Origin of the sequence: Pseudooceanicola pacificus, assembly GCF_009789075.1 — a bacterium.
In the GTDB taxonomy this organism is placed as follows: domain Bacteria; phylum Pseudomonadota; class Alphaproteobacteria; order Rhodobacterales; family Rhodobacteraceae; genus Pseudooceanicola; species Pseudooceanicola pacificus.
This window is the reverse complement of the sequence record NZ_WNXQ01000003.1, coordinates 491,202-505,030: the sequence shown is the minus strand read 5'-3', so window position 1 is coordinate 505,030 and position 13,829 is coordinate 491,202. Positions and strand designations below refer to the sequence as shown.

Below are 13,829 nucleotides of genomic sequence, written 5' to 3'. Positions count from 1 at the left end.
CGCACCGGCAGCTCCGGCGCAAGCTGCGCCACGCGGCCAAGGCCGGCGTCACCATCCGGCGCACCGACACGCCGCCCCTGCCCGCCCTCGCCGCCATCGACGCGGCCTGGCAGGCGGCACATGGCAGCGCGCGCGGGCTGACCGTGGGCACCTGGGCGCCCGATCACGTAGCGCGGCAGCGGCTCTACCTGGCCGAGGTGGCGGGCCGACCGGTCGCCTTCGTCACCTTCCACGAAGGCCCGCACGAGCTGTGCCTTGACCTGATGCGCCACCTGCCCGGCCTGCCGGACGGCACGATGCATGCCCTTGTCGTCACCGCCCTGGCCGACGCCCGCGCCGAGGGGATCGCGCGCCTGTCCCTCGCCGCCATGCCCGCCCTGCCTGCGCGCGAGGACAGGCTGACCGCCGCGATCCGGCGCCAGGCGGCCCTGCGGGGCGGCGGCGCGGGCCTGCCCCGGTTCAAGACCAGCTTTGCCCCGCGCCGCGCGCCGCTTTATGCCGCCGCGCCCAACCGTGCGGCCCTTGCCCTGGGCCTGGCCGACATGGCCCGGGCGGTGCATATGCGCCAGAGGATGAGCCTGGCTCAGGATGATCATGAGGAGCGTGCCATTGCACTGGAACGGCGGACATGACATCACCACATGGTCTAGACACCACCCGAAGGATATCCAGATGACCGATGCCCTGACCAGGCTGCTTGCCGACCGCGACTGGCTGATGGCCGATGGCGCCACCGGCACGAACCTGTTCAACATGGGCCTCGGCGCGGGCGACCCGCCCGAGCTGTGGAACGTGGACGAGCCCGACAAGATCCGCACGCTCTATTCCTATGCGGTCAATGCGGGCAGCGACCTGTTCCTGACGAACTCCTTCGGCGGCAATGCCTCGCGGCTGAAACTGCACGATGCCCAGCACCGCGTGCGCGAGCTGAACCGCGTCGCCGCCGAGCTGGGGCGCGAGGTCGCCGACGCCTCGGGGCGGACCGTGATCGTGGCCGGCTCTGTCGGGCCGACAGGCGACATCATGGTGCCGATGGGCTCGCTGACCCATGAAAGCGCCGTCGAGATGTTCCACGAACAGGCCGAGGGCCTGAAGGAAGGCGGCGCGGATGTCCTGTGGCTCGAAACGATTTCGGCCCCCGAGGAATATCGCGCGGCGGCCGAAGCCTTTGCCCTGGCCGGGATGCCCTGGTGCGGCACGATGAGCTTTGACACCGCCGGGCGCACAATGATGGGCATGACCTCGGCCGATATGGTCAAGATGGTCGAAAAGCTGCCCAACCCGCCGATCGCCTATGGCGCCAACTGCGGCGTCGGCGCCTCGGACCTGCTGCGCACGGTGCTGGGCTTTGCCGCCCAGGGCACCGAGCGGCCGATCATCTCGAAGGGCAACGCTGGGATCCCGAAATATGTCGAGGGGCATATCCACTATGACGGCACGCCCGAGCTGATGGGCGAATATGCCGTCCTGGCAAGGGATTGCGGCGCGACCTTCATCGGCGGCTGCTGTGGCACCATGCCCGAACACCTGGAAAAGATGCACGAGGCGCTGTCCACCCGGCCCCGCGGCCCCCGCCCCACGCTGGACGAGATCGCCGAGAAACTCGGCGGCTTTTCCTCGGCCACCGATGGCACCGGGGACGAGGAGCCGGCGCGCCGGCGCACCCGCCGCCGGGGCTGAGGCCCGGACAGGTTCGACATGCCGGATGGCGCCGTCCCCGGGACAGCGCCATCACAGACGCCGAGACGCCGAGACGCCGAAGATTGTCACATTATTTTAACGACTATCTGGCATCGGCTGGCGTATGATGACGCCCATGACTGGTTCAGACGGATATCGCGCACTCCGCCGCAAGGCGGATATGCTGCGTGTCCGGATCAAGAACAGGATGCAGCGCAGGACGCGCTGCTATCCCCACGACCTCGGCCTGCTGGCAATCATGAAGAACGAGGCGATGAACCTCGACGAATGGATCCGGCACCACCTGTGGCAGGGGGTCGACCGCATCTACCTGATCGACAATGGCAGCACCGACGACACCGCCCAGGTGCTGGCGCCCTGGCTGGCCTCGGGCCGGGTCTCCTGCATCTCCTGCCCCGAACCGCATGGCCAATGGCACCATTACCGCAAGGCGATCCGCAATTTCTCCATCCGCGCGCAATGCCGCTGGCTGATGCTGGCCGATCTCGATGAATTCTGGTTTCGACCCGATGGCGGCACCCTGCCCGACCTGCTGGCCGATTTCGACAAGTTCGATCTGATCTACACCAACTGGTCGATCTTTGGCAGCTCCGGCCTGAGGGGGCATCCAGACAGCATCCGCCGGTCGCTGACCCTGCGCCGGCCGGGTCTGGGCCCGCATGACAGCACCAAGTGGATCCTGCGCACCAGCAGCCTGCACCGCACCTCGCAGATCGGCATCCACAAGGTGCGCGGCATCAACTCGCGCCGCACGGTGTCGGACAACGAACGCCTGCGCATCAATCACTACATAATCCAGAGCGAGGACTACTTTCGCCGGGTCAAGATGACCCGGGGCAGCGCCGCCCTCGCCTCGCGCGATTCCCTGCGCGACATGGAATATTTCCGCGGCATCGACGTGCTGTGCACCGAGGAAGACCGCCTGCTGGCCGACATGCTGGCCCGGCAGGACCCGATCCGCCTGTCCGACAGGCTCAGAGATCGAGCGCCATCTGACCACCCGGTGCCGGCGGTCTGAACAGGTCGCAGCGCAGCTTCGGCTGCGGCCGGTCCAACCCCAGACGTTTCGCGGCGACTTCGAACCGGCGCCCGATGATGCGGGCATAGGGCCCTTCCCCCCGCATCCGGTGCCCCCAACGCGCATCGTACTCCTGCCCGCCATGCATCTCGCGGACCCGGGCCATGATCCGGGCGGCGCGGTCGGGCACGTGCTCTGCCAGCCAGTCGCGAAACAGGGGCGAGACCTCCAGCGGCAGGCGCAGCATGATCCAGCTCGCCGCCCCGGCCCCGGCCCCGGCCGCCGCCTCCAGCATCGCCTCCAGCTCATGATCCGTCAGCGCCGGGATCAGCGGAGACGTCATGACCCTGACCGGCACCCCCGCATCGGCCAGCGCCCGGATCACCTGCAGCCGTTTGGCCGGCGCGGGGGCGCGCGGCTCCATCTTGCGCGACAGGGCCGGGTCCAGCGTGGTCAGCGAGATGCCAACCCGCACCAGCCCCTGCGCCGCCATGTCCGACAGGATATCCAGGTCGCGCAGCACCAGCGTGCCCTTGGTCACGATGGCCACCGGGTGGCGCGCCTCGCGCAGCACCTCCAGGCAAGCCCGGGTCACGCCCCAGGTCTTTTCCACAGGCTGGTAGGGGTCGGTATTGGTGCCGATGGCGATCGGCGCCACGGTATAGGATTTCGCCCGCAGCTCGCGCCCCAGCACCTCGGGCGCCTCGGGACGGGCGACCAGCTTGGTTTCGAAATCCAGCCCGGCAGAGAGGCCCAGCCAGGCATGGGTTGGCCGGGCAAAGCAGTAGATGCAGCCGTGTTCGCAGCCGCGATAGGGGTTGATCGACCGGTCGAAGGGCAGATCGGGCGAGCGGTTGTAGGTGATGAACTTGCGCGGCACCTCGGCGCTGACCTCGGTGCGCAGCACGGGCAGGTCCTCCTCGATCTCCCAGCCGTCGGCTTCGCGCACCCGCTCGGTCCGCTCGAACCGGCCGGCGCGGTTGCTGGCGGCCGCGCGGCCCCGGCGCTGGTCGCGCGCGACCGCGAAATCCGACAGCCCGCCGGCCTCGCCGGGGGGCGGGGAAACTGGCGTGTCGAAAGGCGGAATCCGGTGCGGCATGGGCAAGATTTGGAACAAATAAAGAACAAATGCAATAAGCCTCACAATCTGCATGAGGATTTTGGGGCACCCTTCGCGCAAGAAACCGGCTATAGGTCGGAAGACACGCGCCCGATGTCGCAATTTGCCGAGTCCCGACTCGGCAAAAGCCTGAAGGGTGGAAGAAGATCGACCGGACACAACGCTCCGTCAGCCAAGGAAACGCGCCCCATGTCGGAAGAAGACGACGACATCATCCTCTCGGAACTCGATGACGACGAACTCGTCCAGCAGATGTTCGATGACCTTTACGACGGTCTCAAGGAAGAGATCGAAGAAGGCGTCAACATCCTGCTGGAACGCGGATGGTCGCCCTACGACATCCTGACCAAGGCGCTTGTCGGCGGCATGACCATCGTCGGCAACGACTTCCGCGACGGCATCCTCTTCGTCCCCGAGGTGCTGCTGGCCGCCAATGCGATGAAGGGCGGCATGGCCATCCTGAAACCGCTGCTGGTGGAAACCGGCGCCCCCCGCGTGGGCCGCATGGTGATCGGCACGGTCAAGGGCGACATCCACGACATCGGCAAGAACCTCGTCGCGATGATGATGGAAGGCGCCGGGTTCGAGGTCACCGACCTGGGCATCAACAACTCGGTCGAGAAATACGTCGAGGCGCTGAAAACCGAACAGCCCGACATCCTGGGCATGTCCGCCCTGCTGACCACCACCATGCCCTACATGAAGGTGGTGATCGACACGATGAAGGAAATGGGCATCCGCGACGATTACATCGTGCTGGTCGGCGGCGCCCCCCTGAACGAGGAATTCGGCAAGGCCATCGGCGCCGACGCCTATTGCCGCGACGCCGCCGTGGCGGTCGAGACGGCCAAGAAGTTCGTCGCGCGCAAGCACAACCAGGGCGTCACCGGCTGATGCCCCGGCACGGGCGGGCCATCGGTCCCGCCCGGCCTTGACCCGGCGCCCGCGCCTTGCCATCTGCCTGACATGACCGCGCCCGCACAGATCCCCGCCCTGCCCGACGACGGCACCCTGACAGAGGCCGGCCTGCCCGCCTCCGGCACCGGCCGGCTGCTGCTGCTGGCCTGCGGGGCGCTCGCGCGCGAGATCCTCGACCTGATCCGCCTGAACGGCTGGAGCCATGTCGACCTGCACTGCCTGCCCGCCAAGCTGCACAACCGCCCCGACCGTATCGCCGACGCGGTGGAACGCGCGGTGACCGAGCGGCGCGCCGGCTATGACGAGGTCTTCGTGGTCTATGCCGATTGCGGCACCGGCGGCATCCTGCAGGCCACCTGCGAACGGCTGGGCGTCGCCATGATGCAGGGCCCGCATTGCTACAGCTTCTTCGAGGGCAATGCCGTCTTCGCCGGGCGCGACGAGATCACCGCCTTCTACCTGACCGATTTCCTGACCCGCCAGTTCGATGCCTGCGTCTGGCGCCCGCTCGGCCTCGACCGGCACCCGGAACTGCGCGACATGTATTTCGGCCATTACGACCGGCTGGTCTACCAGGCCCAGACCGACGACCCGCTCCTGACTGCCCGCGCCGAGGAGGCCGCCGCCCGCCTCGGGCTCGCCTTCGAACGCCGGTTCACCGGCTATGGCGACCTTGCCCGCGAGCTGGAGGCGCGCGCCGCCCCGTGATCGAACCCGACCTGCAAGCCGACTGCGCCAGCTGCGCCGCCCTGTGCTGCGTGGCCTTCTACTTCGACAAGGGCGACGAGTTCGCCATCGACAAGCCCGCCGCCACGCCCTGCCCCAAGCTCGACCGTCACAGCTGCACGATCCATGACCGGCTGGAGGACGAGGGCTTTGCCGGCTGCCGCCGCTACGACTGCCACGGCGCGGGCCAGCGCGTGGTTCAGGATCTCTTCGGCGGCCGCAGCTGGCAGGACGACCCGAAGCTGATGCGCCCGATGATCGACGCCTTCGCCGCGATGCGCGCCCTGCACGACCGCCGCGTCCTGCTCGCCGCCGCCGCCCGCCTGCCGCTTTCCCCCGGGGACGAGGCGCAGCGCGCCCGCCTGGCTCACGACCTCTCCCCCCGGGGCTTCGACACCGAAGGCCTCGCCGCCTTCCCCGCATCGCCGCAGGCCGCCGCCATCGACGCCTTCATCGCCGGCCTGCGCCGCTACATCCCCGCCCCCGGTCACTGATCGCGCAGACCGCCACGGCCCGCACCGGGCGCGCCCCGCCTGCTTCCTCTGGCCGGAAATATCCTCGGGGGGTGAATTGCGCCGCAGGCGCAAGAGGGGGGCAGACAGCCCCCCTTCCCCGGCCGTGGCGCCCCGCGCCCGGCCAGCCCCGTCACAGGGCGATCACGCCGCCGCCGCCACGCCGCGCACCCGTTCGATCATCGCCCGCAGCCCGTTGGAGCGCTGCGCCGAAAGATGCTCCTGCAGCCCCAGCCGGGCCAGCTCTGCGCCCGCATCGACACGGGCGACCTCGCCCACCGGCAGGCCGTTGTAGAGCGCGCGCAGCACCGCGATCAGCCCGCGCACGATCATCGCATCGCTGTCCCCGTCGAAACGGAACCGTCCGCCCTCGATCACCGGATGCAGCCAGACCTGGCTGGCGCAGCCGTCGACCTTGGTCGCGGGCACCTTCAGCGCATCGTCCAGCGGGTCCATGCCCCTGCCCAGTTCGATCACGTGGCGATAGCGGTCTTCCCAGTCCTCCAGGAACTCGAAATCCGCCACGATGTCCTCGAATGCGTCCTGTGCCATGCCGGGCCCTCCTGTACCGGACTTCACCTAGGCAAGGCGGGGCCAAAGGTCCAGCCCCGCCCGCTTGCACCTTTTCAAGTCAGGGCCGATGCGATAACCGGATGGGACAACAGACCGAAGGCCAGACCATGCGCAAGACCCTCGCCCTGACGCTGATCGCGACCCTCGTGGTGGGGGGCTGCGGAACGCGGCTGAACCCGTTCAACTGGTTCGGCCGGGCGCAATCCGCGCCGGTGACCGCCAGCGGCGAAACCAACCCGCTGATCCCGGAACGGGCGGGCCAGTCGATGATGCGCCGCAACGCGCCCTATACCGGCCAGCCCGTCGACACGATCACCGGCCTGACGATCGAGCGGCTGCCCGGCGGCGCCATCATCCGGGTCGAGGGCGTCTCGGCCATTCAGGGCGCCTACAAGGTGCGCCTGATCCCCGATGTCGAGGCAAGCGGCAAGGATGTGGTCACCGATGGCGTGCTGTCCTACACGCTGATGGCCCAGCTGCCCGAACGCGCCGCGGTCGGCACCGAGGCCTCGCGCCGGATCACCGCCGCCCGGTTCGTGAACGATCAGACGCTGGCACAGGTCCGCACGGTCCGCGTCTCGGGCGCCCGCAACAGCATGACCACCCGGCGCTGAGCCGCACCTTGCCCGCCGGACTGCGCAGTCCGGTCTGAACCGGTCCGCAAAACGGTCCGGCTGCACTGGTCCGGCTGTACTGGCCCGACAGAACCGGCCCGGCTGAACCGGCCCGGCAGCGGGCCGCAGGTATCAGAGTTCGATGACCTCGACCTGGGCGCCCCTGGCGGCCAGGCCGATCTTGCCCTCGCAGAGCCTGAGCGCATCGCGCCCGAAGACGTCCAGCCGCCAGCCCGACAGGGCCGGCAGGTCGCGCATGCCCGCCGCGATCGCGTCGAGATCAGAGGTCGGGGCGATCAGGCGCGAGGCCACGCCCGCCGCCTCGCTCTTGGCCTTGAGCAGCACGCGCAGCAGATCGGCCAGGGCCGGGTTCACCTGCATCTTCTCGCGGCTGGTGTCGACCTTGGGCAGATCTTCGGTGGGGCACTCCACGCCGGTCTTCACCGCCGACAGGATCCCCTCGGCGATGTCGCCCTTGCGCGCCTCGCGCAGCAGCAGGCGCGAGCGGCCCAGATCGTTCATCGACTGCGGCTTGGTCGAGGCAAGCTCGACCAGCGCGTCGTCCTTGAACACCCGGCTGCGCGGCACGTTGCGCTCTTGCGCATAGGCCTCGCGGAACCGGGCCAGTTCGCGCAGCACCGCAAGGAAGCGGCCCGACGAGGTGCGCGTGCGCACCCGTTGCCAGGCATCCTCGGGGCGCACGATATAGGTTTCGGGATTGGTGAGGATGCGCATCTCCTCAGCCACCCATTTCTCGCGGTCCGCCTTCTTCAGCTCGCGCGAGAGATATTCGTAGATCACCCGCAGATGGGTCACATCGGCGATGGCATAGGTCTTTTGCGCATCGGTCAGCGGGCGGCGCGACCAGTCGGTGAAGCGCGAGGATTTGTCGAGCTGGTGGCGCGCGATCTTCTTGACCAGCGTCTCGTATCCCACCTGCTCGCCAAAGCCGCAGACCATCGCGGCAACCTGGGTGTCGAACAGCGGTTCGGGGATCAGCCCGGCATCGACCTGAAAGATTTCCAGATCCTGGCGCGCCGCGTGAAAGACCTTGACCACCGAGGTGTCGCGAAACAGCGTGTAGAGCGGTTCCAGCGATATGCCTTCGGCCAGCGGATCGACCAGCACGGCAGAGCTGTCGTCATCCCCCGGCATCGCCAGCTGCACAAGGCAGAGCTGCGAGTAATAGGTCCGTTCCCTCAGGAATTCGGTATCCACCGTGACATAATCGAATTCGGCGGCCTTGGAACAGAACTCGGCCAGGGCTTCGGTGGTGGTTATGGTCTGCATGCGCGCCGTTTTTCGGATCATTTATTGGGACACGGGGTGGACGGGGGTATAGTTCAATCCCCGCAGAATGCAAAGCTGCCCTAGGGGAAGTTTTTAGGGCAGATGCAGTGGCGCGCGATTTCCGCGCGCAAAACGCTCCAGCACCGCCGGATAAAGTTCGTGTTCGCGCGCCAGCACACGCGCGGCGAGCACGTCGGGCGTGTCGCCCGCCAGCACGGGCACGCGGGCCTGTCCCAGGATCGGGCCCTCGTCCAGCTCCGGGGTGACCTCGTGCACGGTGCAGCCTGCCTCGGTCTCGCCGGCTTCGATGGCGCGGGCATGGGTGTGCAGGCCGCGGTACTTGGGCAGCAGCGAGGGGTGGATGTTCAGCATGCGCCCCTGCCAGCGCGAGACGAAGCCCGCCGTCAGCACCCGCATGAACCCGGCCAGGCAGACGATGTCCGGCGCGGCCTCGGCCAGCGGCCCGTTCAGCGCCTCTTCGAAGGCCGGGCGGTCGCCGCGAAAGGGCTTGTGATCCACCGCCGCCACCGGCACGCCCAGGGCGCGGGCCCGGTCCAGCCCGCCCGCGGCGGGGTCGTTCGACATCACCAGCACCGGGCGGGCGGGATGATCGCCGGTCATGCTCTCGACCAGCTTGACCATGTTCGACCCGCCGCCGGACAGCAGGATCGCGACCCGCAGGCTCATGCCGGGGTGCCGGTGTAGCGCACGCCCGATCCGGCGGTCACATGGCCCAGGCGATAGACCGTCTCGCCCCCGGCCTGCAGCACCTCGGCCAGCGCATCGGCGCGGGCCGGGTCGACCACGGCGACCATGCCGATGCCGCAGTTGAAGGTCTTGAGGAAATCCGACAGGTCGGTTCCCCCGGTGCGCTGCATCCAGCGGAAGACCGGGGGCAGCGACCAGGCGCCCAGGTCGATCTCGGCGCCAAAGCCCTCGATCACGCGGGGCAGGTTCTCGGTCAGCCCGCCGCCGGTGATATGGGCCAGCGCATGCACGCCCCCCGCCCGCACCGCCGCCAGGGCCGAGGTGACGTAAAGCCGGGTGGGCGTCAGCAGCGCCTCGCCCAGCGTGCCCTCGCCCCAGGGGCAGGCCGCGTCCCAGCCCAGGCCCGAGACCTCGACCAGCCGGCGGACCAGCGAATAGCCGTTGGAATGCACCCCGTCGCTGGCCAGGCCCAGAAGCACGTCGCCCTCGGCCACACCGGCGGGCAATTCGCTGCCGCGCTCCATCGCGCCGACGGCAAAGCCCGCCAGGTCGAAATCGCCCGCCGGATACATGCCCGGCATCTCGGCCGTCTCGCCGCCGATCAGGGCGCAGCCGGACCGCGCGCAGCCCTCGGCGATGCCTTCGATCACCCGCGCCGCGCTGTCGACCGACAGCTTGCCGGTGGCGAAATAGTCGAGAAAGAACAGCGGCTCGGCCCCCTGGCACACCAGGTCGTTCACGCACATGGCGACAAGGTCGATGCCCACGCCGTCCACCAGCCCGGTGTCGATGGCGATGCGCAGCTTGGTGCCCACCCCATCGGTGGCCGCGACCAGCACCGGGTCGCTGTAGCCTGCCGCCTTCAGGTCGAAGAGCGCGCCAAACCCGCCCAGGCCCGACATGGTGCCGGGGCGCGCGGTGCGTTTCGCCGCCGGCTTGATCCGGTCGACAAGCGCATTGCCCGCGTCGATATCGACGCCCGCATCCGCATAGGTGATCCCGTTCTTGCCGCTGGTGCCGTCTGTCCCGCTCATCGCCCGCCTCCGGTGGTATCGCGCCTCCGATAGTGCAGGACGCGTCCGGAGTCCACGCCCTGCCCGGGCCCGCGCGCCGATCAGCCCTCGTGCACCAGCCTGTAGCCCCGGGTCATGCGCTCCACCCGGGCAAAACCCGGAAACCGGACATGAGGCCCGGTGATCATCAGCCGGTCGCTCGCGGCCCGGTCGAACAGCGCCTTGCGGGTCTCGCGCGCCTGGTCCTGGTCGATGTCGAACAGCACGCTCCAGTCCGGTTCGGCCAGCTGGAAGGTCTCGGAATGGATGATGTCACCCCAGATCAGCAGCTGCTCGCCTCCGTCCTCGATCAGGATGCCGCTGTGACCCGGCGTGTGGCCCGGCAGCGGGATCATGGTGACGCCCGGCGCCAGAGGCGTCTCGCCCTGCGCGTCGCGGCGGCGCTCTGCATAGGGCGCCAGAATCCGGCGCGAGACGTCGATGCTGCCGCGCGCGCGGGTGTTGGCGCGGGCATAGACCTCGTCGGAATGGAAATGCGCCCAGTCCCCGGCGCCCGAGACCAGTTCCGCATTGGGGAACCGCGCGGCCCCGTCCGGCCCCGTCAGCTGCCCGACATGGTCGATATGCAGATGGGTCATCGCCAGCGTGTCGACCTCAGCCGCCGCGATCCCTGCGCCCGCGAGGGCCTCGCCGAAATGGCCGGTGGACCCGGAATAGCCGTCCGGGGCACCGGCGTCGACCAGCAGCACCCGCCCGCCGGTGCGGATGGCAAAGGCATTGACCGGCACCGTGACCGAGGTTCCGTCATACTCGTCCCCCGCCTGTTTCGCGGCCGCCACGGCGCGGTCCATGTCATGCAGGGGAAAGAGCCCGTTTGGCGCCGTCATGGCCCCGTCCCGCAGGGCGATGACCTCGATCCCGCCGACCGAGCGTGTGCTGCTGTGTGTCATGACGTGTCCTCCGCTTGAGCGCCTGCGCGGGTGCGCCGTCGCCGTCTCGGCGGCCACAGAACCAGCCCGCGGCCCGGCTGGCAAGCCTCGCGACTTGACCGGCCCGCGGGGCTTGCCTAATCAGGACGCGGCGGGCCTGTAGCTCAACGGTTAGAGCAGAGCGCTCATAACGCTTTGGTTGCGGGTTCAAATCCTGCCGGGCCTACCACTCCCCTGCCCCGTCGGATCGCAGCACCCGTCGCCCAAAGACCGCAGATATGTGCCGTGGCGGCCCGGCCTCAGCTGCCGATCACCAGGTCGGCCTGCAAGCCGCCCAGGGCCTCGCTGCGGCCCAAGCGCAGCACGCCGCCATGCGCGCGGGCGATATCCGCCGCGATCGACAGGCCCAGCCCCACGCCGGTGCCACGGTTCTGGTTGCGCGCGGGTTCCAGCCGGGTAAAGGGGCGCAGAGCCTCGTCGATCCGGTCCTGGGGGATGCCGGGGCCGTCGTCCTCGACCCGGATGCGCAGGCTCTTGCCGGTCAGCAGCACCGACACCTCGGCCCGCGTCCCGTAGCGCCCCGCATTGGCGATCAGGTTGCCAAGCGCCCGCCGGATCGCCACCGGCCGCATCCTGACCTTGCCAGCGCCGAGCATCGGCCCCAGCGTGACATTGGTCCCGCCGCGCACGGCGTCTGCGACCACGGCGCGCACCAGTTCGATGACATTGACCGACTCGACCTCGTCTTCGGCCGCGCCACGGGCAAAGGCCAGGAACTCGTCCAGCATCCGCTGCATGTCGTCGACATCGTGCTCCATCGCGCGGGCCTCGTCATCGTCCAGCATCGACAGGCCCAGCTTCAGCCGGGTCAGCGGGGTGCGCAGGTCGTGACTGACACCCGAGAGCATTAGGGTCCGCTGCTCGATATGCCGTTCGATCCGGTTGCGCATGTCGACAAAGGCATGCCCCGCCGCGCGCACCTCGTTCGCGCCGCCCGGCCAGTAGGATTCGACCCTGCCCCGGCCAAAAGCCTCGGCCGCCGCCGCCAGCCGGGTGATCGGCCGCAGCTGGTTGCGCAGGTAGATATAGGCGATGGCGGTCATCAGGATGCCGAAGAAGACCATGTTCACCAGCAGCTGATGCGGGTTGGACGCCGAAACCCGCCGCCGGTCGAAGGTGATCCTGAGCGGCCCGATGGCGCTGTCCGAGAAAATCTGCACCACGCTGTCGTCCGGCAGCAGCACCGCCCGGGTCTCGGGCCTCAGCTGAAAGATCGTGCGGATCACCACAGCGCCCGACAGGTCGAACCAGCGGCGTTCGTTTTCCGCCGGCACCTCGGCCTCGGTCACCGACTCGACCGCGATGTTCAGCGGCATCGCCAGCGGGCCCAGGGGCGCGCGCCCCGCCGAATCCAGCAGCAGCGCGATCTCGCGGCTGACATTGCGGGTCATCTGCACTGTCACGCCCTCGAAATGGCGCTGGATGAAGACGATCGAGACCACCAGCTGCAGTGTCACCACCGGCAGCACGAGGATCAGCAGCGCCCGGCCATAGAGCGAGCGCGGAACATATCGTTTGAGCCATCCGAACGTCATGGGCTAAGCCTATGGCGCAGCACGGGAGGAAGGAAGACACGATGCAGGCGCCCGACGATTTCAATCCGCCCGTGGGCCGGGCCGAGCAGGTCGCCCCCGGTGTCCGCCGCATCCTCTGCGGCAATCCGTCCGCCTTCACCTACCGGGGCACGAACACCTATCTCGTCGGTTCGGGAGACCTGGCGGTGATCGACCCCGGCCCCGACGACGCCGCGCATCTCGCTGCCATCCTCTCGGCCCCCCGCGCCGGCGAACGCATCACCCAGATCCTCGTCACCCATGCGCATCGCGACCATTCCCCCCTTGCCCGGGCCCTGTCGCGTGAGACGGGCGCCCCGGTCCTGGCCTATGGCGGCGCGCTGGCCGGGCAGTCCGAGGTGATGCGGCGCCTGGCGCAATCGGGCGAGATCGGCGGCGGCGAAGGCGCGGATTCGGACTTCGTTCCCGATGTGAGCCTGCCCGACGGCGCGACCGTATCCGGCGAGGGCTGGCACATGACCGCGATCTGGACGCCGGGACATTTCGGCAACCACATGGTGTTCGACCTGCGCGGCACGGTGTTCTGCGGCGACCTGGTGATGGGCTGGGCGACCTCCATCGTCTCGCCGCCCGACGGAGACCTGACGGATTTCATGGCCTCCTGCGAGCGCCTGCGCGCCCGGGCGCCCCGCCGCCTGCTGCCCGGCCACGGCGCCCCGATCGAGCAGCCGGGCGAGCGCATCGACTGGCTGCTGGCCCATCGCCGCACCCGCGAGGCCGCCATCCTCGAGGCCCTCGCCGCCGGCCCCGCCGCTTCTGCCGACCTGGCCGCGCGCATCTACACCGACATCCCCGCCGCCATGCTGCCCGCCGCCACCCGCAACGTGTTGGCGCATCTGATTGATCTGATGGGGAAAAACCGCGTCGCCCCCGAAGGAGACCTGACCGCGGCAACGGTTTTCCGCAGGCTGTCCTGACACGAGCGGAAAATCACGAATTGATGTCGGTTTGGCCCTTGCCGGGGCAGAATCCTGTTGCTATACGGCCCCCGGTGTTCCGGCGTAGCTCAGCGGTAGAGCAGTTGACTGTTAATCAATTGGTCGTAGGTTCGATCCCTACCGCCGGAGCCAAAA

The 13,829-nt window shown here is 68.8% G+C and carries 15 protein-coding genes and 2 tRNA genes; 10 read left to right on the top strand and 7 right to left on the bottom strand.

What is annotated here, in order from left to right; translation table 11 throughout:
- The 3 genes from GLS40_RS08140 to GLS40_RS08130 all read left to right on the top strand — a co-directional run.
- Window positions 1–632 (top strand): phosphatidylglycerol lysyltransferase domain-containing protein (locus GLS40_RS08140; protein WP_160382236.1); only part of this gene is annotated, 632 nt, incomplete at its 5' end.
- Between the two features lie 40 nt (window positions 633–672).
- A complete protein-coding gene (gene bmt / locus GLS40_RS08135; RefSeq protein WP_160382235.1) occupies window positions 673–1,680 on the top strand; it encodes a betaine--homocysteine S-methyltransferase in 1,008 nt (335 codons plus the stop codon).
- Between the two features lie 136 nt (window positions 1,681–1,816).
- The gene (locus GLS40_RS08130; protein WP_160382234.1) at window positions 1,817–2,719 is read left to right on the top strand and encodes a glycosyltransferase family 2 protein; all 903 of its coding nucleotides are present in this window, start codon (window positions 1,817–1,819) and stop codon (window positions 2,717–2,719) included.
- Here GLS40_RS08130 and GLS40_RS08125 read toward each other — a convergent pair.
- A complete protein-coding gene (locus GLS40_RS08125) occupies window positions 2,676–3,818 on the bottom strand; it encodes a PA0069 family radical SAM protein (RefSeq protein WP_160382233.1) in 1,143 nt (380 codons plus the stop codon). The two genes, GLS40_RS08130 and GLS40_RS08125, sit on opposite strands and share 44 nt — an antisense overlap.
- A 210-nt stretch (window positions 3,819–4,028) precedes the next feature.
- Here GLS40_RS08125 and GLS40_RS08120 point away from each other — a divergent pair, with 210 nt between their 5' ends.
- From GLS40_RS08120 to GLS40_RS08110, 3 genes are all read left to right on the top strand, one after another.
- On the top strand, window positions 4,029–4,733 hold the full coding sequence (locus GLS40_RS08120; RefSeq protein WP_160382232.1) for a corrinoid protein: 705 nt from the start codon (window positions 4,029–4,031) through the stop codon (window positions 4,731–4,733).
- Between the two features lie 72 nt (window positions 4,734–4,805).
- On the top strand, window positions 4,806–5,465 hold the full coding sequence (locus GLS40_RS08115) for a DUF1638 domain-containing protein (RefSeq protein ID WP_160382231.1): 660 nt from the start codon (window positions 4,806–4,808) through the stop codon (window positions 5,463–5,465).
- Entirely contained in the window at window positions 5,462–5,977 is a 516-nt protein-coding gene (locus GLS40_RS08110) for a hypothetical protein (protein WP_328598885.1), read from the top strand. The genes GLS40_RS08115 and GLS40_RS08110 overlap by 4 nt, the downstream gene beginning before the upstream one ends.
- 162 nt (window positions 5,978–6,139) lie before the next feature.
- Here GLS40_RS08110 and GLS40_RS08105 read toward each other — a convergent pair whose 3' ends face one another.
- Window positions 6,140–6,547, bottom strand: coding sequence for a SufE family protein (locus tag GLS40_RS08105; protein WP_160382230.1), 408 nt, complete (start codon window positions 6,545–6,547; stop codon window positions 6,140–6,142).
- 101 nt (window positions 6,548–6,648) lie between these two features.
- On the opposite strand from GLS40_RS08105, the gene GLS40_RS08100 reads away from it, so the two are divergent.
- The gene (locus GLS40_RS08100; RefSeq protein ID WP_235905813.1) at window positions 6,649–7,182 is read left to right on the top strand and encodes a hypothetical protein; all 534 of its coding nucleotides are present in this window, start codon (window positions 6,649–6,651) and stop codon (window positions 7,180–7,182) included.
- 132 nt (window positions 7,183–7,314) lie between these two features.
- On the opposite strand, the gene rnd is transcribed toward GLS40_RS08100, so the two are convergent.
- The 4 genes from rnd to GLS40_RS08080 form a co-directional block, all read right to left on the bottom strand.
- Window positions 7,315–8,472 (bottom strand): ribonuclease D, encoded by a 1,158-nt coding sequence (gene rnd / locus GLS40_RS08095; protein WP_160382229.1) that lies wholly within the window; start codon window positions 8,470–8,472, stop codon window positions 7,315–7,317.
- Window positions 8,473–8,565: 93 nt separating this feature from the next.
- Window positions 8,566–9,159 (bottom strand): phosphoribosylglycinamide formyltransferase, encoded by a 594-nt coding sequence (gene purN, locus GLS40_RS08090; RefSeq protein ID WP_160382228.1) that lies wholly within the window; start codon window positions 9,157–9,159, stop codon window positions 8,566–8,568.
- Complete coding sequence (purM, locus tag GLS40_RS08085; RefSeq protein WP_160382227.1) at window positions 9,156–10,214, bottom strand: phosphoribosylformylglycinamidine cyclo-ligase; 1,059 nt, start codon at window positions 10,212–10,214, stop codon at window positions 9,156–9,158. The genes purN and purM overlap by 4 nt, the downstream gene beginning before the upstream one ends.
- 80 nt (window positions 10,215–10,294) lie before the next feature.
- Complete coding sequence (locus GLS40_RS08080) at window positions 10,295–11,143, bottom strand: MBL fold metallo-hydrolase (RefSeq protein WP_160382226.1); 849 nt, start codon at window positions 11,141–11,143, stop codon at window positions 10,295–10,297.
- A 132-nt stretch (window positions 11,144–11,275) separates the two neighbouring features.
- Between GLS40_RS08080 and GLS40_RS08075 the strand changes: the two genes are divergently transcribed.
- Window positions 11,276–11,351: transfer RNA gene (locus GLS40_RS08075), tRNA-Ile, on the top strand.
- A gap of 70 nt (window positions 11,352–11,421) precedes the next feature.
- On the opposite strand, the gene GLS40_RS08070 is transcribed toward GLS40_RS08075, so the two are convergent.
- Window positions 11,422–12,717, bottom strand: a complete 1,296-nt coding sequence (locus GLS40_RS08070; RefSeq protein ID WP_160382225.1) for an ATP-binding protein — start codon at window positions 12,715–12,717, stop codon at window positions 11,422–11,424.
- Between the two features lie 41 nt (window positions 12,718–12,758).
- Here GLS40_RS08070 and GLS40_RS08065 point away from each other — a divergent pair, with 41 nt between their 5' ends.
- Both GLS40_RS08065 and GLS40_RS08060 read left to right on the top strand, forming a co-directional pair.
- On the top strand, window positions 12,759–13,673 hold the full coding sequence (locus GLS40_RS08065; RefSeq protein ID WP_160382224.1) for an MBL fold metallo-hydrolase: 915 nt from the start codon (window positions 12,759–12,761) through the stop codon (window positions 13,671–13,673).
- A 78-nt stretch (window positions 13,674–13,751) separates the two neighbouring features.
- Window positions 13,752–13,826: transfer RNA gene (locus GLS40_RS08060), tRNA-Asn, on the top strand.
- Window positions 13,827–13,829 lie beyond the last annotated feature (3 nt).

Excerpts from the sequence above, each read along its gene's own strand:
- bmt (WP_160382235.1), top strand. The coding sequence starts at position 673 with ATGACCGATGCCCTGACCAGGCTGCTTGCCGACCGCGACTGGCTGATG.
- GLS40_RS08125 (WP_160382233.1), bottom strand. The coding sequence starts at position 3,818 with ATGCCGCACCGGATTCCGCCTTTCGACACGCCAGTTTCCCCGCCCCCC.
- GLS40_RS08105 (WP_160382230.1), bottom strand. The coding sequence starts at position 6,547 with ATGGCACAGGACGCATTCGAGGACATCGTGGCGGATTTCGAGTTCCTG.
- GLS40_RS08065 (WP_160382224.1), top strand. The coding sequence starts at position 12,759 with ATGCAGGCGCCCGACGATTTCAATCCGCCCGTGGGCCGGGCCGAGCAG.
- GLS40_RS08130 (WP_160382234.1), top strand. The coding sequence starts at position 1,817 with ATGACTGGTTCAGACGGATATCGCGCACTCCGCCGCAAGGCGGATATG.
- GLS40_RS08100 (WP_235905813.1), top strand. The coding sequence starts at position 6,649 with ATGGGACAACAGACCGAAGGCCAGACCATGCGCAAGACCCTCGCCCTG.
- purN (WP_160382228.1), bottom strand. The coding sequence starts at position 9,159 with ATGAGCCTGCGGGTCGCGATCCTGCTGTCCGGCGGCGGGTCGAACATG.
- GLS40_RS08080 (WP_160382226.1), bottom strand. The coding sequence starts at position 11,143 with ATGACACACAGCAGCACACGCTCGGTCGGCGGGATCGAGGTCATCGCC.
- purM (WP_160382227.1), bottom strand. The coding sequence starts at position 10,214 with ATGAGCGGGACAGACGGCACCAGCGGCAAGAACGGGATCACCTATGCG.
- GLS40_RS08115 (WP_160382231.1), top strand. The coding sequence starts at position 4,806 with ATGACCGCGCCCGCACAGATCCCCGCCCTGCCCGACGACGGCACCCTG.
- rnd (WP_160382229.1), bottom strand. The coding sequence starts at position 8,472 with ATGCAGACCATAACCACCACCGAAGCCCTGGCCGAGTTCTGTTCCAAG.
- GLS40_RS08070 (WP_160382225.1), bottom strand. The coding sequence starts at position 12,717 with ATGACGTTCGGATGGCTCAAACGATATGTTCCGCGCTCGCTCTATGGC.
- GLS40_RS08120 (WP_160382232.1), top strand. The coding sequence starts at position 4,029 with ATGTCGGAAGAAGACGACGACATCATCCTCTCGGAACTCGATGACGAC.